We start from the raw sequence: 20,653 nt of genomic DNA on the forward strand, positions 1-20,653 counted from the left end.
GTGCACCGCTCGCCGGCCGGTTCTGCGAGGCGTGCGGGCACGACTCGCTGGCCACTCCCCCGGCGGCCGGCACCCCCGCGTCGCCCGCGTCGCCCGTGGCGCCCGCGCCGCCCGTGGTCGAGCCGGTGCCCGAGGTCCGGATGCCGGCGCCGACGGCGTGGACGGCGACGGTGAGCGGCGACCGCGCGTACTACGACACGGTGATGGCCGCCGAGGGGCCGGACTCGGGCGGCATCACGTTCCCGCCGTTCTGCCCGGACCGGCACTTTCCCTTGCAAGGCAAGCAGGTCAGCATCGGCCGGCTGAGCCGCAGCCGCGGCATCACCCCGGACATCGACCTCACCGGGCCACCCGAGGACCCGGGCGTCTCGCACCTGCACGCGCTGCTGCTCGCGCAGGAGGACGACTCGTGGTCCATTGTGGACCTCGACTCCGCCAACGGCGTGACGGTCAACGACGAGACGCGGCCGCTGCGCCCGAACACCCCCCGCCCACTGGCCGACGGCGACCGCGTCTACCTCGGCGCCTGGACCCGCATCACACTGCGCCGGTCTTGAGTCGGCCAGCGGCCGGTCTTGAGTCGGCCAGCGGCCGGTCTTGAGTCGGCCGGCGGCCGGGACGCCCAGGCTCGCCGGCTCCGCGCGACCGGTCACGCGGATCATCCGGACCTCGCCAGCGCGCCCGTCCCGGTCACCTGACCGGCCGTTCACGAGCGCGCCCGCCCTGAGCACCGTCCGCCCAACCGCCACCCCGGCACCAACCGTGCCGCACCGGCGAAATGAGGAAGTGTCGGTCCCCCGGCGTAGCGTGAAGATCAGGGGACCCCCTGGGCGATTGAATGGACCGTTCAATCGGTCTGCTTGTCCACAAGCGCCGCCGACGTGCGCCGATCTGTCAGTCCCCCCGCGTAATCTGGTGACCGGGGGCCGGAGGCCGACCGGGTCGCGACAGCCCCAGGCCAATCAGGCACGATCGGTGGCACCATGACACTCATCGAGGCCCTGCCGGCCGACCCAGACCCGGACTCCCTGTTCGACGCGTTCAGCTCCTGGGCCGAGGACCAGGGCCTGTCGCTGTACCCGGCGCAGCAGGAGGCGATGATCGAGATCGTCTCCGGGTCGAACGTGATCCTGTCGACACCCACCGGGTCCGGCAAGAGCATGGTCGCCACCGGCGCGCACTTCGCCGCGCTCGCAGAGGGGCAGCGCACGTTCTACACCGCGCCGATCAAGGCGCTGGTGTCGGAGAAGTTCTTCGCACTGTGCGAGATCTTCGGCGCGGTCAACGTTGGCATGCTGACGGGCGACTCCAGCGTCAACCCGGCCGCGCCGATCATCTGCTGTACCGCGGAGATCCTCGCCAACATCGCACTGCGCGAGGGCGCGGCGGCCGACGTGGGCCAGGTCGTGATGGACGAGTTCCACTTCTACGCCGACCCCGACCGCGGCTGGGCGTGGCAGGTGCCGCTGCTGGAGCTGCCCCGCGCGCAGTTCCTGCTGATGTCGGCGACACTCGGCGACGTGTCCTTCTTCGAGAAGGACCTGACCCGCCGCACCGGCCGGTCGACCGCGGTGGTCACCTCGGCGCAGCGGCCGGTCCCGCTGTTCTACTCGTTCCGCCTGACCCCGCTGCACGAGACGCTCGAGGAGTTGCTCACCACCAACGAGGCGCCGATCTACGTCGTGCACTTCACCCAGGCGGCGGCGCTGGAGCGGGCGCAGTCGCTGATGAGCATCAACGTGTGCACGCGCGCGGAGAAGGACGAGATCGCCACGCTGATCGGGAACTTCCGGTTCACGGCGGGGTTCGGCAGGACGCTGTCCCGGCTGGTGCGCCACGGCATCGGCGTGCATCACGCGGGCATGCTGCCGAAGTACCGCCGGCTCGTGGAACGGCTGGCGCAGGCCGGGCTGATGAAGATCGTGTGTGGCACCGACACGCTCGGCGTCGGGATCAACGTTCCCATCAGGACGGTCGTGTTCACCGCACTGTCCAAGTACGACGGTCAGAAGGTGCGGCTGCTCAAGGCCCGCGAGTTCCACCAGATCGCCGGCCGCGCGGGCCGGGCGGGCTACGACACGGTCGGCAACGTGGTCGTACAGGCACCCGAGCACGTGATCGAGAACGAGAAGGCCCTCGCGAAGGCGGGCGACGACCAGCGCAAGCGGCGCAAGGTGGTGCGGAAGAAGCCGCCGGAGGGCTCGATCGGCTGGGGTGAGCCGACGTTCCAGCGCCTGGTCGAGGGGGAGCCGGAGCCGCTGACGTCGAGCGTCACGGTCACCCATTCGATGCTGCTGAACGTGATCGGCCGTCCGGGCGACGCGTTCGCCGCGATGCGCCACCTGCTGGAGGACAACCACGAGGAGCGGCCGGCGCAGCGCAAGCTGATCCGCAGGGCGATCGCGATCTACCGGGCGCTGCTGGCCGCGGGTGTGGTGGAGAAGCTCACCGAGCCTGACGAGCAGGGCCGCGCAGTGCGCCTGACCGTGGACCTGCAGCTCGACTTCGCGCTGAACCAGCCGCTGTCCCCGCTGGCGCTGGCGGCGATCGAGCTGCTGGACCGGGAGGATCCGGCGTACCCGCTGGACGTGCTCTCGGTGATCGAGTCCACTTTGGAGAATCCGCGCCAGGTGCTGTCCGCGCAGCAGTTCAAGGCGCGCGGGGAGGCCGTCGCGGCCATGAAGGCCGAGGGCATCGAGTACGACGAGCGCATGGCGCTGTTGGAGGACGTCTCGCACCCGCAGCCACTCGCGGAGTTGCTCGGGCCCGCGTATGAGACGTACCGGCAGGGGCATCCGTGGGTGGCGGACCATCACCTGTCGCCGAAGTCGGTGGCACGCGACATGTACGAGCGGGCGATGACGTTCGTCGAGTACGTCGGCTTCTACCAGCTGGCGCGGGGTGAGGGTCTGGTATTGCGGTACCTGGCTGACGCGTACAAGGCGCTGCGCCAGACCGTGCCGGAGGAGGCGAAGACCGAGGAGCTGGCGGACCTGACGGAGTGGCTGGGTGAGCTGGTCCGCCAGGTCGACTCGAGCCTGCTTGACGAGTGGGAGAAGCTGACCAACCCCACGGCCGACGTAGAGTCCACTCCGGACGACCGGGCGCCCGCGGTCACCGCGAACACGCGGGCGTTCCGGGTGCTGGTGCGCAACGCGCTGTTCCACCGCGTGCAGCTCACGGCCCGCCGGGCGTACGAGGAACTGGGTGCGCTCGACGCGGCGTCGGGCTGGGACGCCGACGCGTGGGCGGACTCGCTGGAGCCGTACTTCGACCTGCACGACGAGATCGGCACGGGCCCGGACGCCCGCGGTCCGCGGTTCCTGATCATCGAGCCGCGACCGGACCGCTGGCTGGTACGCCAGATCTTCGACGACCCGGCCGGCGACCACGACTGGGGCTTCACCGCGGAGATCGACCTGGCCTCCTCGGACGACCAAGGCACCGCCGCCGTAACGATCACCGCCGCCGGCCAACTCTGACACCGACCATCCACATTGGCCACCACCGCATCGAGAACTGTCAGCCCTCTCGAATAGACTGAAAAACAGGGGGACCCCCTCGCAGTTGTCCACAATGCATGCGGCTGTCCACAGATTCGTGCGCATACGCCGGAACCGTCAGCGCCCGCCGGTAGAATGGAAATCGGGGGCACCCCGGGCGGCTGTCCACAACATGCCGGGCCATCCACAGATTCGTCTGCGCCGGTCAGAACTGTCAGTCTTCCCTGGTAGCCTGAAACCAGGGGGCTCTCTCACGGCTATCCACAACGCGCCCGGCCATCCACAGATTCGGTCGCGTACACCAGAACTGTCGGCCCCTCCCGGTAGGCTGGAAAGCAGGGGACCCCCTCGCGATTGTCCACAATGCACGCGGCTGTCCACAGCTTCGTGCGCATACGCCGGGAGTGTCGGTGGCCGCGCGTAGGCTGGTGTCCGGGGCCGGAGGCCGAGCGCCGAGCCAGGTGTCAGCGTGGGGTACCGAGATGCTCTTCGAACCAGCTCACCGCCAGCCTTGCCACCTGTTGCAGTGCACCGGGTTCCTCGAACAGATGGCTCGCGCCACGCACAATCGTCACGTCGGCCCGGCACCGCATCTGCTCGCGGGCCTCGGTGTTCCACATCAGCACCTGCTCGTCGCGGCCGCCGACGATCAGCAGTGTCGGCGCGTCCACCGCGGGTAGCGCGTCTCCCGCCAGATCCGGCCGGCCGCCGCGGGACACGACTGCCGACACCTTCACGTCTGGCGCCGCAGCCGCGCGCAATGCCGCCGCCGCGCCGGTGCTCGCGCCGAACAGGCCGATCGGCAGCCCAGCCAGCCGTGGATCATCCCGCACGAGCGTGACCGCCGCACGCAGTCGCGACGCCAGCAACTCGATGTCGAACACCTTCGCCCGGTCGCCCACCTCCGCCTCGTCGAGCAGGTCGACCAGCACCGTGCCGAAACCAGCCTCGTACAACGACCCGGCGACCACACGGTTTCGTGGGCTGCCGCGCCCGCTCCCGCTGCCGTGCGCGAACACCACGACGCCGGCGGGGTTCGCCGGCACCGACAGTTCACCGGGCAGGCGTCCGGCCACCACGACCGGCTCCTCGATCGCCTCCCCGGGCGGCGAACCTCGACTGTCCTTTGCGGACACGGCGAGCAGCTCGCGTACCTCTTCGTCGCGCACCTGGCGGAAGTCGTCGTACCACTGGCCGACCGCGAGGAACCGGTTCGGCGCCAGGCCACACACGACCTCGTCGGCGATGTCGCAAAGCCGCTCGACCGTGTCGGCCGGCGCTACCGGGACCGCGAGCACGATCCGCCGCGCACCAAGCCGGCGGGTCACCCGGATCGCGGCGACGACCGTCGCACCGGTGGCGATCCCGTCGTCCACCAGCACCACCGTCCGATCGCGCAGGCTCGGCCGCGGGCCCGGCCGAAGCGTCGTCGCCCGCCGATCGATCTCCGCCCGTTCACGCTTCACCTGGGCGTCGAGGTCCGACCAGGACAACCCCAACTCGGCCAGCACCGTCTCGTTCCGGACGGTCACGCCATCCTCACCGATTGCGCCGACGGCCAGCTCCTGCCGGTGCGGAGCGCCGATCTTGCGCACCAGCACGATGTCGAGCGGCGCGCCCAACGCGGCGGCGATCTCGGCCGCGACCGGGACGCCACCCCGCGGAAGTCCGACTACGACGGTGTCCTCGGCACGCAGGTGGCCCAGATGCTCGGCCATCCGGCGGCCGGCATCCACCCGATCCCGGAAGCGCATGACGTCACCTCCAGCTCCCAGTGTCCCCGTGATCGCCCCAGGTCTAAACCCCCTTCCCGTTCCTTGCCGCCCACCACACAATCCGATAGTATCGAACGCATGAGCGATAGCTGCTCGTGCCCCTACTGCGACAGACCGATCATGGAAGACGACATCGACCACACCGAAGCCCCGCTCGACGACCCCTGCACACGAGACGCGAACCTGACGCCGGTCAGCCGGCGCCGGAAGGAGATGACGCCGCACTGACGAATAAACCGTGCTTTAGCCTGGTCGGAGCGACTCATTGATCGCGACGATGTGCGGTTCCGACGGAAATCACTGGACTCCAGGTCCCTCACGGCCGATTCGTATTGGGACGCCGGGTTCTGAGGAGTAGCGGTACGAGCGCGAGCGCGAACCCTTCCTACCTGTCGTGCTGTCGGCGCACCATCTCGGTGATCCAGATGGGCGCGAACGGAGACGTGCAGTTCGGAGGAGTCGGGTAGTCCTTGAGCACCTCCAGGCGCTCACCGATGTCGATCGCACGGGCGCGGTGCTCGGCGTGCTCGATCCCGATCTGAGCCAGGCAGTGGTTCATCGCCCACTGCAGGCGATCCGGGGCGTCTCTCATCGCCGCCTCGATGACGTCGAGCAGTCCTGCGAGGTCGAGGCCCGCGGGCTTCTTCGCCACGCGTTCGGTGGTCAGCGCCCAGCCGGCGCTCGCGACCACTGGATCCGGATCGGCGGACCAGGCCATGCGCAGCTCTTCGGAGTGCGGGTTCTTCTTCACCACGTAGTTCACGAGCCAGTCGTGCACCTTGGGGGTACGCGCCTCACGCAACATGACGTCCAACTCGTCACGCTCGAACGCCTTCGGGCGGCAGATCAGGATCGCCAGCAGTCTCGCCGCGGTGTCATCCGTCTCCCAGAGCTGGCGTGCGAGGTCCTGCTGCGTCTTCAGCCGCTTCGCGAGCGCGCGCAGTTTGCCGAGGTTCACACCGTGATCGTCACCGTGTTTCTCGTTCACCTCGCGTGCCTTCGAGTCCTCGAACGCGGCCAACTCGGCCATCACCTCGACCACCGTCGTCTCGGCCACCTCAGCCTCCTGTCCAGCACGTGTGAGATTCAGCCTACGAAGAAAGCTATGAAGAAAGCACAGTCAACCAGGTGATCAGCAAGCACAGCCCTCGCAGCCTGACCCCGGTCCCGCGGAAATCACTGGACTCCGCCCGGCTGTCGAGCCGGGGCTCGATGGCCACCGCATGACGCGCAATTTTCACACTTGACTTATATAAGTTTCAAGTGATATTCTTGATGTCGGGTGGGCCTTTCGACGTCCTCTGCGACCTGGTGAAGCGCCGCATTCTGGAGCGACTCGCCACTACGGGAGGTCGACACTGGTTGAAGCCCTTCCGCCGGTTCTGGAGTCAGCGTCTGGACGCGTTGGGCACCGAACTCGCGCGCGGCCGGCGCGAACGCCGACACCAACGCAACAAACCCGCCGGCACGCCGTCTACCGGCGGACAATCTTTCTACGAAGGGCGAGGCAGACACGTGATCGACATCGTCAACCAGGTCAACGCCACTCAGCGGGAGATCGGCAACCTGCCGGTCGCCACCGGCGAAGGGCGGTCGCTGCTGCTGCGCCGCGGCTACGAGGCCCCGATCGAGGACGTGTGGAACGCCTGCACGGACCCCGACCGAATCAGCCGATGGCTGGCCCCGATCGAGGGCGACCTACGGCTCGGCGGCACGTTCCAGCTCAAGGACAACGCCGGCGGGGAGATCCTGCGCTGCGATGAGCCTCGCCTGATCAAGGTGACCTGGAGGCTCGGCGAGGGCATGGCCACCGAGGTCGAGGTCCGCTTCGCACCCGACGGTGACGGCGGCACCGTTCTGGAGTTGGAGCACGCGTCGCCAGCCGAGATCGTCGACGAACTGGTGCGCGCCTACGGGCCCGGCGCCACGATCGGAATCGGCTGCGGCTGGGACCTCACGCTGCTCGGCCTCGACCTCTTCCTGCACGGCGTGCGGTTTGACCCCGCTACGTGGGAGGACAGCCCCGAGGGGAAGGAATTCGCCACCCGCAGCTGCCACGCCTGGGGGCCCGCGATCCAGGCTGCCTGGGGAACGAGTGACGAGGACCTCGCCGCGGCTATCGCGTTCGGAGCGCACCATTACGCGCCCGGCGGGGACGACAATGGCTGACCGCTGCCCGGTGGGACGTGCCATCCAAGTACCTGTGAGCGGGGTGGATCGATCACCGAGACCGTCACCCCGGCAGCCGGTAGAGCGCCCGGCGCGGTCGTCGGGTCGACGAAGGGAGCGCTGCCGACCTGAGGCATCGTCGCCGGCCCGCTCAACATCGTCGTAGTGGTTTGACCGGGGATGGATCCAGATCGTCACGCGGGATCCGCGCCACCAATCCGATCAAGACCCGCACATCAAGCAGGCTTGTGCGCCTCCACCAGGGTCCTCGACGAGTACGCGACGAACGACCCCTCGGCCTCGATCAGGTCGTGCAACTCCCGCAGCCGCGGGCGGTAGGCCGCCACCGTGAAGCCGGGCACGATCCAGATCACCTTGCGCAGGAAGTAGACCACCGCGCCGACGTCGTGGAACTCGGCGCGCAGTCGCTCCGTACGCAGGTCCACGATCTCGAGCCCGGCGGCCTCGGCGGCCGCACGGGTGCGGTCCGGGTGCCGGGTGTTGCGCTTGTCCTCGGTCTGCGAGCCGAGGAAGTACTCGGCCAGCTCGATCATGCTGGCCGGGCCGACCTCCTGGGACAGGTAGACGCCGCCGGGCGTCAGCACGCGGGCGATCTCATCCCACCAGGCGCGCACCGGGTGCCGGCTCACGACCAGATCGAACGCGTCCCCGACGAATGGGAGCGGGGTTCCCCCCGGTCGGCGACGACGGTGACGCCTCGCGGACCGAGCCGTGCCGCCGCGCCAGGAGGTTCGGCGGCCAGCCCTCGGTCGCGACGGTGACCGGTGGCAGCCGCGGAGCGGTCGCGAGCACCTCGCCGCCGCCGGTCTGGATGTCCAGCGCCACCCGTGCGCGGGCCATGCGGCCGGCCATCAGCCGGACGTAACCCCACGACGGGCGCTCTTCGGTGGCCCGGCCGTGCAGCCACGAGAAGTCCCACCCGTCCACCCATGCCGCGTCCGCCTCGGCCACGAGCTCGTCGAAGACCCGGCCCATGCGGTGATCCTCGGGCGGCCGCGCCCGCGCCGCAATGGGGCTACTCCCCGTCGAGCCAGCTCGCGATGAGAAAGGCCTCGATCGAGTCGGGCCGGTCCAGGCCCTCGGCCCGGTGCACCGCGAGCAGTGCCAGCAGCTCGTCGCGGGTGAACCAGCGCGCCTCGAGCAGTTCCTCGCGGTCCACCGAGACATCGTCGGACTCGGCCATCGCGCGGAAGCCGACCATGATCCCGGACGGGAACGGCCACGCCTGCGACGCCTGGTAGCTCACGGACCTGACCCGTACGCCGGCCTCCTCGGCGAGCTCGCGGCGCACCGCGTCCTCGAGGCTCTCGCCGATCTCGACGAACCCGGCGAGCGTGGAGTAGGCGTTCGGCGCGGCGCCCCGGTGCCGGGCGAGCAGGCAGCGTCGCGGCGGGTTCGGCGCCTCGACGAGCATGATCACCGCAGGCTCGATGCGCGGGAACAGGAGCTTGCCGCACCCGCGGCAGACGCGCTGGTGCCCGGCGTGCCGGGGATCGGTGGGACTGCCGCACGCGCCGCAGAAGCGCTGGTTGCGTGCCCAGTGGAGCATGCCGCGCGCGTACGCGAGGGCGGCGGCCTCCTGAGCGTCGACCGTGGCGAACAGCGCGCGCACGTCGGTGACGGCGTCCGCGCCGACCGCCGCGAGAGCGTCCGCCTCGTCCATATCGGACAGATCGGCGGCGAACACGCCGACGTCGCCGTCCCGGCCGAGGAACACCGCCTCGTCCCGGTCCTCGACCGTCACGAGCCGACCGCTCGCGGTGAGGCACCGGTCGCGCCAGAACGCCAGCACCCGGGTGGCCGGGTGGGCTCGCACCCGCCCGACCCAGTCCGGATCGGCGCGTCGCGCCCCGGCGCGATCGAGCAGCAACCCGTTGTACGGCAATGTGACGTTCGCTGGCACGCGTGCCACCCTAAGCGTATGGACACCGACACCACGGACGCCGCCTGCGCGGTCGCGCACGGCGACGCGGACGGCCCGCCCGAGACACGCACGCTGGTGGCGGTGTTCGCCTCGCCCGTGGCCGACTACCTTCTCCGTTACGGTCGCGACCTCGGCTACCACACGACGCTGGTCGAACCGGAGCGCGGCCGGGTCACGAACGACGAGGACGCCGCGACGACGGTCGTCTCCCGTCTGCCCGACGACATCGACGGCGACACCGACGTCATCGTGACCGACCACCACCGCCCCGAGCTGGGCGTCTACCTGCGCGACGCGCTGGAACGAGACGTGCGGTGGGTCGGCATCATGGGCAACCCGCGCCACCCCGGCCCGCACGTGGCCGCGCTCAAGGACCTGGGCGTCCCGGACGACAAGATCGCCCGCGTCCACCGACCGATCGGCCTGAACATCGGCTCCCGCACGCCACCGGAGATCGCGATCGCCACGCTGGCTGGCCTGATCGCCGACCGCAACGCCAAACCCGGCGGCTTCGACTTCTGACCCGGCGGTTGTCCCCAGGCCCGCTCCCGGCCCACCGAAACCGTCAATGGTCACCGGTAGGCTGGAAACAGGGGGACCCCCTCGCGGTTGTCCACAAGTCGAGCGGCTGTCCACAGATTCGCGTGCGCACGCCGGACTTGTCGGTGTCCGCCAGTAGCGTGGATATCGGGGGGCCCCACCCCGATTGAATGGACCGTTCAATCGGGCCCGACCCGGATCCGCGTCGGCTCGCACGCCGAAACGGTCGGTGGTGCCGGGTAGGTACGGCGAGGCCGCGGGCCGCGGCTCCGGCCGGCATCAGCCAGGGACCGGCGACTCGCGACCGCGAGTGACCCGTGGCTCACAGGACTGTTGCCGTCCACCCGATCGCCCGGTAGCTTCCTAAGCGCTTGCTTAGTTGACGCAACCCACAGTGGAGGAACAACACCGTGGCTCACTCCCGTGTCGCGATCGTCACCGGTGCCGCTCGGGGCATCGGGGCGGCGGTCGCCCAGCGACTCGCGCAGGACGGATTCGCCGTCGGGGTCATCGACCTCACCGAGGACTCCTGCGCCGCCACCGTCGAGGCGATCACCAACAAGGGCGGCCAGGCCATCGGCATCGGCGCCGACGTCACCGACGCGGACGCCGTCACGACGGCCGTCGACCGGGTCGCCGGGGAGTTCGGGCCACCGACCGTGCTCGTCAACAACGCCGGGATCACCCGCGACAACCTGCTGTTCAGGATGACCGAGGGCGACTGGGACGCCGTCCTCGGCGTCCACCTGCGCGGCGCCTTCCTGATGAGTCGCGAGGTGCAGAAGCACCAGACCGAACAGGGCTGGGGACGCATCGTCAACCTCTCCAGCACCTCCGCCCTCGGCAACCGCGGCCAGGCCAACTACTCCGCCGCCAAGGCCGGCATGCAGGGCTTCACCAAGACCCTGGCCATCGAGCTCGGAAAGTTCGGCGTGACAGTCAACGCGATCGCACCCGGTTTCATCGAGACCGACATGACCGCCGCGACCGCGGCCCGGCTCGAGGTCGACTTCGAGGACTTCAAGAAGGCGGCCGCGGCCACGATCCCGGTCCAGCGCGTCGGACAGCCGGCGGACATCGCGGCCCTGGTCTCGTTCCTCGCGGGCGAGGAGTCCGGCTTCATCTCCGGCCAGGTGATCTACGTAGCGGGCGGACCAAAGGACTGACATGCGCACCTTCGCGAACCTCGACGAGCTGGACGCGGCCAAGGGCGAGCAGCTCGGTCACAGCGACTGGCTCGAAGTCACCCAGGACCGGATCGACACGTTCGCCGACGCCACCGGTGACCACCAGTGGATCCATGTCGACGCCGAGAAGGCGAAACAGGGCCCGTTCGGCGCCACGATCGCCCACGGGTACCTCACGCTCTCGCTGATTCCCATGCTGGGCAAGCAGATCTACCAGGTGAACGGCATCAGCATGGGCATCAACTACGGCCTCGGCAAGGTCCGCTTCCCCGCGGTCGTGCCGGTCGGGTCGCGGGTGCGGGCGAGCGCCGAGCTGGTCGACGTCGTCGACAAGCCGCAGGGCAAGCAGATCACCGTCCGCACCACGATCGAGATCGAGGGCGGCGGGAAACCCGCCTGCGTCGCCGAGACCATGGCGCTCTACGTGCCATGACCCCCGACCAGCTGCGCGAGCGGACACGCGAGTTCCTGGCCGCCAACGATCCGTCCACCATGGACCGGATGGACTTCCTGCGAGCGCGGTTCGACGCCGGGCTCGCCTGGGTGCACTTCCCCGAGGGGCTCGGCGGGCTGGGGCTCGCCCGGGAGCCGCAGAACGTCGTCGAGGCCGAGCTCGCCGGCACACCCGACAACGACCCGCGCCGGATCGGCATCGGGCTCGGCATGGCGGCGCCGACCATCCTGGCCTTCGGCACCTACGAGCAGAAGCGGCGCCTGCTTCGTCCACTGTGGACAGGCGAGGAGGTGTGGTGCCAGCTGTTCTCCGAGCCGGGTGCGGGCTCCGACCTCGCCGCGGCCGGCACCCGGGCGGTGCCCGACACCAAGGACGGCGTGGCCGGCTGGCGCCTCACCGGCCAGAAGGTGTGGACCTCCAGCGCGCACACCGCGAAGTGGGCGATCCTGCTCGCCCGCACCGACCCGGACGTGCCCAAGCACGCTGGCCTGTCCTACTTCGTCCTCGACATGATCCAGCCGGGCGTCGAGGTCCGGCCCCTGCGCCAGATCACCGGCGAGGCGGAGTTCAACGAGGTCTTCATGACCGACGCGTGGATCCCCGACACCGACCGGCTCGGCGCGGTCGGCGAGGGCTGGAAGGTCGCGCAGACCACGCTGATGAACGAGCGCGTCGCGATCGGCGGCCGGCCGGTCCCCCGTGAGGGCGGCATGATCGGCACGGTCGCGAACACGTGGCGGGAGAACCCGGACAAGCGCACGCCGGAGCTGCACGACCAGCTGCTCGACCTGTGGGTACAGGCCGAGGCGTTGCGGCTGGCCGGGATTCGGCTGCGCCAGCGGCTCGCGGTCGGCTCACCCGGCCCGGATGGCTCGGCCATGAAGCTCGCCTTCGCCCGGCTCTCCCAGCAGCTGACCGCACTCGAGGTGGAGATGCTCGGCGAGGACGGTCTGCGCTACGACGACTGGACGATGCGCCGGCCGGACCTGGTCGACTTCACCGGGCGTGATGCCGGCTACCGCTACCTGCGGGCCAAGGGCAACTCGATCGAGGGCGGCACCTCGGAGGTGCTGCGGAACATCATCGCCGAGCGCGTGCTCGGGCTGCCCGCCGAGGCGCGGGTCGACACCAAGGTCGCGTGGAAGGACCTGCCGCGGTGAACCTGCTCTACTCCGACGTCGAGGACCAGCTCCGGGCGAGCGTGCGCGACCTGCTCGCGGACCGCGCGCGGCCGGACGCCATCCTGGCCCGCTGCGAGACCGACAAGCCCTACGACCTCGACCTGTGGCGCACGCTCACCGGCGAGCTGGGCGCGGGCGCGCTGCACGTTCCCGAGGAGCTCGGCGGGCAGGGGGCGTCCACCCGGGAGGTCGCGGTGGTCATGGAGGAGCTCGGCCGCTCCGTCGCGCCGGTGCCCTTCCTCGGCAGCGCGGTACTGGCCACCACGGCGCTGCTCGGCTGCGAGCCGACCGACGCCGTGCGCGAGCTGCTCGACGAGCTCGGCTCCGGGCGGGTGGTCGGTGCGCTCGCCGTTTCCCTCGGCGCCACACCGGGTTCGTCGTTTCCATCCACTGTGGAGGCTGATGGCGACACGCTGCGCGGCCGGGTCCGCTCGATCGGCGACGCGCTCCCCGCAGACGTGCTGATCGTGCCGGCCGTGGGTGCCGCGGGCCCACGGCTGCACGCGGTGCCGGTCGGCCAGGACGGGGTGAGCGTGACACCGGTGGTGTCGCTGGACCTGACCCGGCCGGTCGCGGACGTCTCGTTCGACGCGGTGTCGTCCACCGTTCTCCCCGGCACCGCCGAGTCCGCATTGGATGGTGCACTGTGGACAGCGGCGGGTCTGCTGGCGTCCGAGCAGGTCGGGATCGCGGAGTGGTGTCTGACGACGACGGTGGCCTACCTCAAGGAGCGCCACCAGTTCGGCCGGCCGGTCGGCTCGTTCCAGGCGCTCAAGCACCGGCTCGCCGACCTGTGGCAGGAGATCGCGCTGGCCCGTGCGGCCGCGCGCGCCGCCGCCGACACGCCCGGTACCTCCGACGAGGCACGGCTCGCCGCGAGCATCGCGAACTCGCTGTGCTCGAACGTCGCGGTGCACGCGGCCGAGGAGTGCGTGCAGCTGCACGGCGGGATCGGCATGACGTGGGAGCACCCGGCGCACCTGTACCTCAAGCGGGCCAAGGCGGACCAGCTCGCACTCGGCACCCCGGGCCGGCACCGCCGGCTGCTCGCCCCGCTGGCGAACCTGCCGGCGTGACCCAGCTGCCGATCCCGGACGAGCTGTGGCCGGACATCCGGCCGGAGGCGGCACGCCGGCTCATGGCCGCCGCGGTGGAGTCGTTCGCCGAGCGCGGCTACCACGCCACGACCACCCGTGACATCGCGACCGCGGCCGGCATGAGTCCCGCCGCGCTGTACGTGCACTTCCCGGCGAAGTCGGCGGTGCTGTTCGCGATCAGCCGCAGCGGCCACCAGCGCACGCTGACGATGGTCGAGTCGATCGTGGCCGCGGACCCGGACCCGGTGGCCACGATGCGCACGCTGGTCGAGAGGTTCGTGGCCTGGCACGCCAAGCGGCACGTGGTCGCCCGCGTGGTTCAGCACGAGCTGCACGCGCTGCCGCCCGACGAGTACGAGACCGTCGCGGACCTGCGGCGGCGCACCGAGCGGCTCGTGCGGGACGTGATCACGCGCGGTGTGGACGGGGGCGTGTTCGCGGTGCCGGACGTGCGGACCGCGGCCCGCGCGGTGCTCTCGCTCGGCATCGACGTGGCCCGCTGGTACTCCCCCACCAGCAAGCCGTCGCCGACGATGCTCGGCCGCCAGTACGCCGACTTGGTACTGAGCATGCTGGGCCACCGCACCTGAGACCGCGCGGAAACTGGGAACAACAGGGAACAAGACGGTCCGTTCGTCGGTGCCGCGGATGATCACCCGGCTGGTTCGCTGGGCCGATGAGGGCCGTGTCGCGCACTTTCACCGTCATTGTCGGAGCCGCCGCGGTGATGCTCGCCGCATCGGCCGTCGCGTGGGCGGAGCCGCCCACCGCCCTGCCGGCGAACTTCACCGACGAGGACGGCAAGTGGCAGCCGGCGTTCGACTACGACGGGGACGGCTGCTACCCCACCCCGGCGATCGGTCCGGACGGGGCGCTCAACCCGGGGCTGAACCCGTCCGGCGCGCTTGACGGCGAGTGCCACGACCAGTCCGACCTGGACAACACGAACTCCTACGCCCGGTCCATGTGCAACAACGGCTGGTGCGCCCACCTGTACGACCTGTACTTCGAGAAGGACCAGGCGGTCTCCGGCTGGGACCCGTTCGGCCACCGGCACGACATCGAGCACGTCGTGGTGTGGGTGAGCGACGGCGAGGCGCAGTACGTGTCGGTCTCCCGGCACGGCGACTACGACGTCTTCCCCCGGTCCGAGGTCGCCTGGGAGGGCACGCACCCGAAGATCGTCTACCACAAGGACGGCCCGACCACGCACTGCTTCCGGCTCGCGGGCGCGGACGAGGATCCGGAGAACCACCACGACGCCTGGCACTACCCGGCCCTGGTCAGCTGGGACAGGTTCCCGGCCGGCATCCGCGACACGCTGACCGGCGCCGACTTCGGCTCCGCCAGCCTCGGCATCAAGGACAGCGCCTTCGCGAGCAACCTCGCCGAGGCGATGCCGTCCGGCATACCATTCCGCCTCCCCGGAATTTAAGTCTTGGTCGCGTTTGGGGAGTGACAGTTCTGTTTGGTCACGTACTTGTGGCTGGGTTGCGTCCCGTTCCCCTTGGGTGCGGTTGGGAGGGGCTACATTCCACCACGTGGATGGAGACCTCAAGGCAGGACAGCTGGTCGCGGCCATCGACGTCGGCGGCACCTCGATCAAGACCGCGCTCGTGGCCGAGGACCTGCGCGTGGTGCACACCCACCGCACGGCCACCCGGCGAGTCGCCGGCAGCGTCGACGTCGACCAGATCGCCGAGCTGATCGAGGAGCTGCGGAGCGCCGCCGGCACCGCCACCGTGTGCGGGGTCGGGGTCGCGGCACCCGGGATCATCGATGAGCGGCAGGGCGTGGCGCGGGCCGCGGTCAACCTCGGCTGGCGGGAGCTGCCGCTGCGCGCGCTGCTGAGCGAGGCCGCCGGCATGCCCGTCGCACTCGGCCACGACGTGCGGACCGGCGGGCTCGCCGAGTTCACCGTCGGCGCGGCCACCGGTGTGCGCAACGCGATGTTCATGCCGATCGGCACCGGCATCGCCGCGGCCGTGCTGGTCGACGACCACCGGCTCGACGCCGACGGCTACGCGGGCGAGATCGGCCATATCGTCGTCGATCCACAAGGGACGGTCTGCGGCTGCGGGACCCGCGGCTGCCTGGAGACCGTCGCGTCGGCGATGCACATCGCCCGCCGCTACGCCGAGATCACCGGCCGGCCCGTGATCCGCGCGGCGGACGTGGCCGACGCCGTGCGAGCCGGCGACCCGGACGCGGTGGCCGTGTGGGGCCGCGCGGTCGAAGGGCTCGCCGCCGCGCTGACCACGGCGTGCACGCTGTTCGCACCGGAGATCGTGGCGATCGGCGGCGGCCTGGCCGAGTCCGGCGACACGCTGCTCGCGCCGCTGCGGGAGGCGCTGGTCGGCCGGCTGACGTTCCAGCGCGTGCCGAAGTTGGTGCCCGCGTCGCTCGGCGACAACGCGGGCTGCATCGGCTCGGCGATCATGGCCTGGCAGGCAGTGAGCGGGCGAGCCGAGGGGCCGGCGTGATCCTGACCGTCACGCTGAACGCCGCGCTCGACGTGACCTACCACGTGCCAACGCTCGTGCCGGGCGGCACGCACCGGGCCGAGCCGAGCGGCGCGCGGGCCGGCGGCAAGGGCGTCAACGTGGCCCGGGTGCTGCACGCGCTCGGCCACGACACGCTGGTCACCGGCTTCGCCGGCGGCGACACCGGCAGCGCCATCCGGGCCGACCTCGCGGCCGCGGGGATCCAGGAGGCGCTCGTCGAGCCGTCCGCGCCGGCCCGCCGGACCGTCACCATTGTGTCCACAAAGGACGATTCGGCGACGGCATTCAACGAACCCGGGCCGCGGCTGTCCATCGAGGACTGGATGTGGTTCACCGATCGGTACCACGAGCTCGCCTCCCGTGCGGAGGTCGTGGTGCTGTCCGGCAGCCTGCCACCCGGGCTCCCCGACCACGTCTACGCCCAGCTGCTCGGCGCGACGCGCACGCCGGCGATCCTCGACACCTCCGGCCCGCCGTTGCTCGAGGGCGTCGCCGCGCGCCCGCGGGTGGTGAAGCCCAACGCGGACGAGCTGGCGGCCACCGGTGTCGCCGACCCGGTCGTCGCGGCGCGGCGGCTGCGCGAGCGCGGCGCGGGGGCGGTCGTCGCGTCGCGGGGTGCCGACGGTCTGCTGGCGGTCACCGGTCACGGCTCGTGGCGTGCGGCCGCGCCGGAACCGTTGCGTGGCAACCCAACCGGCGCGGGTGACGCGTGTGTCGCCGCGCTCGCCGCCGGCCTGGCCACGGGTTCGCCGTGGCCGGCTCAGCTCGCGAACGCCGTGGCGCTGTCCGCCGCCGCGGTGGCCTGCCCGCTCGCCGGCGACGTCGACCTGGACATCTACCGGAGCCTGGTGCCGCTCGTCTCGGTGGAGGACCTCGATGCTGACGCCGACCGCTGAGATCGTTGGTGCCGCCGCGCGGGACGGCCGCGGCGTCGGCGCGTTCAACGTGATCCAGCTCGAGCACGCCGAGGCGCTGGTCGCGGGCGCGGAGGCGGCGGGCGCGCCGGTGGTGTTGCAGGTCAGCGAGAACGCCGTGCGCTACCACGGCGCGCTGGAACCACTCGCGCTCGCGACGCTCGCGGTCGCGCGGACGGCGTCGGTGCCCGTGGCCGTGCACCTCGACCACGCCACGGATGTGACCCTCGTGCACGAGGCCGTGCGACTGGAGCTCGGCTCGGTAATGTACGACGCCTCCACGATGTCCTATGCGGACAACGTGTCGTCCACTTCGGACGTCGTGGCGCACTGCCATGCGCACGGCGTGTACGTGGAGGCGGAGCTGGGCGAGGTCGGCGGCAAGGACGGCGTGCACGCGCCCGGCGCGCGGACCGATCCGGCCGAGGCCCGCGCGTACGTCGAGGCCACCGGGGTCGACGCGCTCGCCGTGGCAGTGGGCACGTCGCACGCCATGCTCACCCGCGACGCGGCGATCGACCTGGAGCTGATCACCCGCCTGCACGAGGCCGTGCCGGTCCCCCTGGTACTGCACGGCTCGTCCGGGGTGCCGGACGCGGACCTTGCGAGCGCCGTCGCCGCGGGCCTGACGAAGATCAACATCGCGACCCAGCTGAACAAGGCGTTCACCGCCGCCGTGCGCGCGTACCTGGCCGAGAACCCACAGGTCGTCGACACGCGCGGCTACCTCGCGGCCGGCCGTGCCGCGGTCGCGGACGAGGTCACCCGCCTCCTCGACGTCCTGTCCGCCTAGAGCGTTGATCGGGCGGGCGAGCTGGCACGGATCGAACGGCCTCGTCATCGGTCAGGCCGTTGTCCCGAACGGCGCGCGCGAACACCAGATCCGGACGCCCCTCCCACCGAAGCACGGTTATCTCGCGGACGAGCAATCGTCGTGTTCCGTGCGTTTCGCACCGTCTCGATCGGCATCGAACCTTTCACGATATTCGAGTCGAAATCGGCGATATCCCCGCGCGGAAATCGCGAGACACATCCCTTGCGACCTCTTCAACGCGGGCATCATCATGCCGATCGCACCGGTAACCCATGGTTCACCCTCATCCAGCGCCCGGCGCACCGACCACAGCAGCCATCCAGCCAGAGGGTGCGGGTGATGCGGTCAACTCGGCACCCCTGTGCTCGGAAGCAGCCGGGTGAACGCGACGAATCTCGGGTTGCCAACATCCGCGCCGGAATGGCATGCACTGAGCGCCGCTCGACGCCGTCACAATCCCCACCAGGACGGTATCGAAAGGCCACCCGCGCCGACCAGCACGCGCGAGTCTGCACCAACCGCCCGTCCCGGCCACGACCGCGACGGCGGAGACCCCCTGCCGGCCGAGTCTGCCCGGTTCCGCCTCCCCGCGGGGCTGACCTCAGAGGACTGTTGCCGGTCGAGTATGCTCCGCGAAACATGAGAATGTTTCGCTCTTCGCTCGCCGCGGCGATTCTGCTGATCATCGTCCCGCTGAGCGGCCTGGCGATCTCCGCCGCATTGATCGGCTTCGGTGTGTTCTTGGGGTTGGTGACCGACGCCCCCACCTCGTCCTTTGTGCTGCGCCGGGTGGACTGGGGCCGCCAGGCGATCATCATCTTCAGCATCCTGCTCGGCCTGTTCATGCTGGTGAGCACGATCCGAGGGATGATCCGGGCGCTCCGCGACCGGCCGATGACCGATGGAGTGCGGCTGCCGCGCGACCGAGCGCCGCAGCTGTGGTCCTTCGTGGACGACGTGGCCCGACGGGTTGGTGTGCCGCCTCCGGACGAGATCCGGCTGCTGCCGGAGTCGACGGCGCGAGTGAACGAGCGGTCACGCTGGCTCGGCCTGCGCACCGGCCGCCGGACGCTGGGGATCGGACACCCGTGGCTGGTTGCCCTGACCGTGCAGCAGCTCGCCGCGGTGCTCGCCCACGAGCTCGGCCATTTCACCAATGGGGACACCAGATGGGGCGCGTTCGCACTGCGCGGCAGCAAGACCATCGGCCACGTCGTCGAGGAGTTCCAGCGGGGCAGCGTGCACTACCGGCTCTACCGCCGGATGCTGGCGTGGTACCTGCGGCTCAGCCTGGCCGAGCAGCGCCGGCAGGAGCTCAGCGCCGACCGCATCTCCGCGACCGTGGTAGGCCGGGCCGGGGTGGCCGACACCTTGTGCCTGGTCCCGGCGATCGACCAGGCGTGGTCCAGCTACGCCGAACGGGTCAGCGACCTGGCGAGCGAGATCGTCGCCGTACCGAGCGACGTTGCCGGGGGCTTCGCCAGCTACCTCGCGGAACCGGAGATCCAGCAGCTCATCGCACGCTTCAGAGACGTCCGCAACCACGCCGACCACACGGATCCGTTCGACAGCCATCCCTCCACAGTGGAGCGTGTGGCCGCCCTGCGGGACGCGCCCGACGTAGCCGAACGGCCGGACCGGCGGCCGGCGCTGGCACTGCTCGGCAACCTCGCCGTGCCGCAGGTGTACGCGCCGCTCGTCGGTGTCCCGGGGCCGGATCGCCCGCTGCTCGACTGGCCCACGCTGTTCGCCCGCGCCCTCGGGGAACGCGACCTGCACGAGACTCGGCACCTGCTGGCTTCGGCGGAGCAGGTGACCAGACAGCGCGGCGCCAACGGGCACAGCGTGCTCTGGCTCCTGGAGCACGGCTACGCCGCGAACCTGGCCGGTGCACTGCTCGGAGCCGACGGCCCGGTCGAGGTCTCGGCGGGCTCACCCGGCGGACCGGTGGTGGCGTCCGCCGTGCGCGCCCTGGTCAGGGCCGCCGCCGTGTCCACCGGCCGCTACCGGTACCAGGTCGGTTGGCTTCGCCCGGTGGTCGTCGACGAGAACGGTATGCCGCTGCTGCCCACCACACCCACGCCGGACGACCCGTTCGGCGTCGCCGCACTACAGTCGAGCCGGCTCGACTTCGTGCCACCCCCGATGCCGGCCACCCGGCCGCCAAAGCCGGCGAGCCTGCTGCCGTGGATGTTCCTGCGCGCCAGCGCCGTCGACCTCCTCGGCTACCCGGAGAGCCTGGTCATCGTGCGCAGGCCGAGCGGGCGCGGGCTGCGCACCAACACCGCCACGCCGGACGTGCTCAACGAGTACCAGGCCGGCATCGCCGCGAGGACCCCGGCCGAGCACGCCGCCGACGGTGCGCGGGTGATCCCGCTCGCGGATGTCGTGCACGTGCGGCTCAGCGGCGAGGCACGCAAGATGACCTTCCTGATGCTGCGCGGCGAGTCGAAGGTCAAGCTCGCCAGGCACGCCGGTGGGCGGGGCCCTGCACGTGCCGAGGTGACCGGGTTCTTCACCGGTCTGCTCGGCGCCGACCGTGTCACGGCGTGACGGAGGTGGAGGCACCT

At 70.8% G+C, this 20,653-nt stretch carries 17 protein-coding genes and 2 pseudogenes; 15 read left to right on the forward strand and 4 right to left on the reverse strand.

The features are described 5' to 3' along the window. Positions 1-557, forward strand: a 557-nt coding sequence (locus tag ACRDTB_RS17785; protein WP_431431620.1) for an FHA domain-containing protein, incomplete at its 5' end; no start/stop codon positions are given. A 426-nt stretch (positions 558-983) separates the two neighbouring features. Further along, a complete protein-coding gene (locus ACRDTB_RS17790) occupies positions 984-3,482 on the forward strand; it encodes a DEAD/DEAH box helicase (RefSeq protein ID WP_431431622.1) in 2,499 nt (832 codons plus the stop codon). Between the two features lie 485 nt (positions 3,483-3,967). On the opposite strand, the gene ACRDTB_RS17795 is transcribed toward ACRDTB_RS17790, so the two are convergent. Both ACRDTB_RS17795 and ACRDTB_RS17800 read right to left on the reverse strand, forming a co-directional pair. Further along, entirely contained in the window at positions 3,968-5,257 is a 1,290-nt protein-coding gene (locus ACRDTB_RS17795) for a phosphoribosyltransferase family protein (RefSeq protein ID WP_431431624.1), read from the reverse strand. Positions 5,258-5,663: 406 nt separating this feature from the next. Next, entirely contained in the window at positions 5,664-6,308 is a 645-nt protein-coding gene (locus ACRDTB_RS17800) for a DNA alkylation repair protein (RefSeq protein ID WP_431431690.1), read from the reverse strand. A gap of 309 nt (positions 6,309-6,617) precedes the next feature. On the opposite strand from ACRDTB_RS17800, the pseudogene ACRDTB_RS17805 reads away from it, so the two are divergent. Together ACRDTB_RS17805 and ACRDTB_RS17810 are read left to right on the forward strand one after the other, a co-directional pair. Then, a pseudogene (locus tag ACRDTB_RS17805) lies at positions 6,618-6,721 on the forward strand (transcriptional regulator); the annotation flags it as partial. Positions 6,722-6,793: 72 nt separating this feature from the next. Beyond that, positions 6,794-7,447, forward strand: coding sequence for an SRPBCC family protein (locus ACRDTB_RS17810; protein ID WP_431431626.1), 654 nt, complete (start codon positions 6,794-6,796; stop codon positions 7,445-7,447). 236 nt (positions 7,448-7,683) lie between these two features. Here ACRDTB_RS17810 and ACRDTB_RS17815 read toward each other — a convergent pair. After that, positions 7,684-8,443, reverse strand: a pseudogene (locus ACRDTB_RS17815) (methyltransferase domain-containing protein). 40 nt (positions 8,444-8,483) lie between these two features. Further along, positions 8,484-9,371: an NAD(+) diphosphatase gene (gene nudC / locus ACRDTB_RS17820; protein WP_431431627.1), complete on the reverse strand. Its 888-nt coding sequence runs from the start codon at positions 9,369-9,371 to the stop codon at positions 8,484-8,486. 18 nt (positions 9,372-9,389) lie between these two features. Here nudC and ACRDTB_RS17825 point away from each other — a divergent pair, with 18 nt between their 5' ends. The 11 genes from ACRDTB_RS17825 to ACRDTB_RS17875 all read left to right on the forward strand — a co-directional run bounded on the left by ACRDTB_RS17825 (position 9,390) and on the right by ACRDTB_RS17875 (position 20,636). Further along, positions 9,390-9,914: an XdhC family protein gene (locus ACRDTB_RS17825; RefSeq protein ID WP_431431629.1), complete on the forward strand. Its 525-nt coding sequence runs from the start codon at positions 9,390-9,392 to the stop codon at positions 9,912-9,914. 428 nt (positions 9,915-10,342) lie between these two features. Next, positions 10,343-11,098 (forward strand): 3-oxoacyl-ACP reductase FabG, encoded by a 756-nt coding sequence (gene fabG, locus ACRDTB_RS17830; RefSeq protein ID WP_431431631.1) that lies wholly within the window; start codon positions 10,343-10,345, stop codon positions 11,096-11,098. A gap of 1 nt (position 11,099) precedes the next feature. Then, positions 11,100-11,552: a MaoC family dehydratase gene (locus tag ACRDTB_RS17835; RefSeq protein ID WP_431431633.1), complete on the forward strand. Its 453-nt coding sequence runs from the start codon at positions 11,100-11,102 to the stop codon at positions 11,550-11,552. Continuing rightward, positions 11,549-12,733, forward strand: a complete 1,185-nt coding sequence (locus tag ACRDTB_RS17840; protein WP_431431635.1) for an acyl-CoA dehydrogenase family protein — start codon at positions 11,549-11,551, stop codon at positions 12,731-12,733. Before ACRDTB_RS17835 ends, ACRDTB_RS17840 begins: the two co-directional genes overlap by 4 nt. Further along, positions 12,712-13,830 (forward strand): acyl-CoA dehydrogenase family protein, encoded by a 1,119-nt coding sequence (locus ACRDTB_RS17845; RefSeq protein ID WP_431431637.1) that lies wholly within the window; start codon positions 12,712-12,714, stop codon positions 13,828-13,830. Before ACRDTB_RS17840 ends, ACRDTB_RS17845 begins: the two co-directional genes overlap by 22 nt. Positions 13,831-13,892: 62 nt before the next feature. Next, entirely contained in the window at positions 13,893-14,441 is a 549-nt protein-coding gene (locus ACRDTB_RS17850) for a TetR/AcrR family transcriptional regulator (RefSeq protein WP_431431692.1), read from the forward strand. 86 nt (positions 14,442-14,527) lie between these two features. Next, positions 14,528-15,286: an NPP1 family protein gene (locus ACRDTB_RS17855; RefSeq protein WP_431431638.1), complete on the forward strand. Its 759-nt coding sequence runs from the start codon at positions 14,528-14,530 to the stop codon at positions 15,284-15,286. Between the two features lie 106 nt (positions 15,287-15,392). Beyond that, the gene (locus ACRDTB_RS17860) at positions 15,393-16,334 is read left to right on the forward strand and encodes an ROK family protein (RefSeq protein ID WP_431431639.1); all 942 of its coding nucleotides are present in this window, start codon (positions 15,393-15,395) and stop codon (positions 16,332-16,334) included. Continuing rightward, positions 16,331-17,251: a 1-phosphofructokinase family hexose kinase gene (locus tag ACRDTB_RS17865; protein WP_431431641.1), complete on the forward strand. Its 921-nt coding sequence runs from the start codon at positions 16,331-16,333 to the stop codon at positions 17,249-17,251. Before ACRDTB_RS17860 ends, ACRDTB_RS17865 begins: the two co-directional genes overlap by 4 nt. Then, on the forward strand, positions 17,232-18,062 hold the full coding sequence (locus ACRDTB_RS17870; protein WP_431431642.1) for a class II fructose-bisphosphate aldolase: 831 nt from the start codon (positions 17,232-17,234) through the stop codon (positions 18,060-18,062). Before ACRDTB_RS17865 ends, ACRDTB_RS17870 begins: the two co-directional genes overlap by 20 nt. 660 nt (positions 18,063-18,722) lie before the next feature. Next, on the forward strand, positions 18,723-20,636 hold the full coding sequence (locus ACRDTB_RS17875) for a M48 family metallopeptidase (protein WP_431431644.1): 1,914 nt from the start codon (positions 18,723-18,725) through the stop codon (positions 20,634-20,636). Positions 20,637-20,653: the final 17 nt, after the last annotated feature.

Origin of the sequence: Actinophytocola sp. (assembly GCF_050699935.1) — a bacterium.
Lineage (GTDB): Bacteria > Actinomycetota > Actinomycetes > Mycobacteriales > Pseudonocardiaceae > Actinophytocola.

Coding starts and splice junctions, on each gene's coding strand:
- ACRDTB_RS17875 (WP_431431644.1), top strand. CDS start 18,723: ATGAGAATGTTTCGCTCTTCGCTCGCCGCGGCGATTCTGCTGATCATC.
- ACRDTB_RS17840 (WP_431431635.1), top strand. CDS start 11,549: ATGACCCCCGACCAGCTGCGCGAGCGGACACGCGAGTTCCTGGCCGCC.
- ACRDTB_RS17790 (WP_431431622.1), top strand. CDS start 984: ATGACACTCATCGAGGCCCTGCCGGCCGACCCAGACCCGGACTCCCTG.
- ACRDTB_RS17825 (WP_431431629.1), top strand. CDS start 9,390: ATGGACACCGACACCACGGACGCCGCCTGCGCGGTCGCGCACGGCGAC.
- ACRDTB_RS17850 (WP_431431692.1), top strand. CDS start 13,893: ATGGCCGCCGCGGTGGAGTCGTTCGCCGAGCGCGGCTACCACGCCACG.
- ACRDTB_RS17835 (WP_431431633.1), top strand. CDS start 11,100: ATGCGCACCTTCGCGAACCTCGACGAGCTGGACGCGGCCAAGGGCGAG.
- ACRDTB_RS17795 (WP_431431624.1), bottom strand. CDS start 5,257: ATGCGCTTCCGGGATCGGGTGGATGCCGGCCGCCGGATGGCCGAGCAT.
- ACRDTB_RS17855 (WP_431431638.1), top strand. CDS start 14,528: ATGAGGGCCGTGTCGCGCACTTTCACCGTCATTGTCGGAGCCGCCGCG.
- ACRDTB_RS17870 (WP_431431642.1), top strand. CDS start 17,232: ATGCTGACGCCGACCGCTGAGATCGTTGGTGCCGCCGCGCGGGACGGC.
- ACRDTB_RS17800 (WP_431431690.1), bottom strand. CDS start 6,308: ATGGCCGAGTTGGCCGCGTTCGAGGACTCGAAGGCACGCGAGGTGAAC.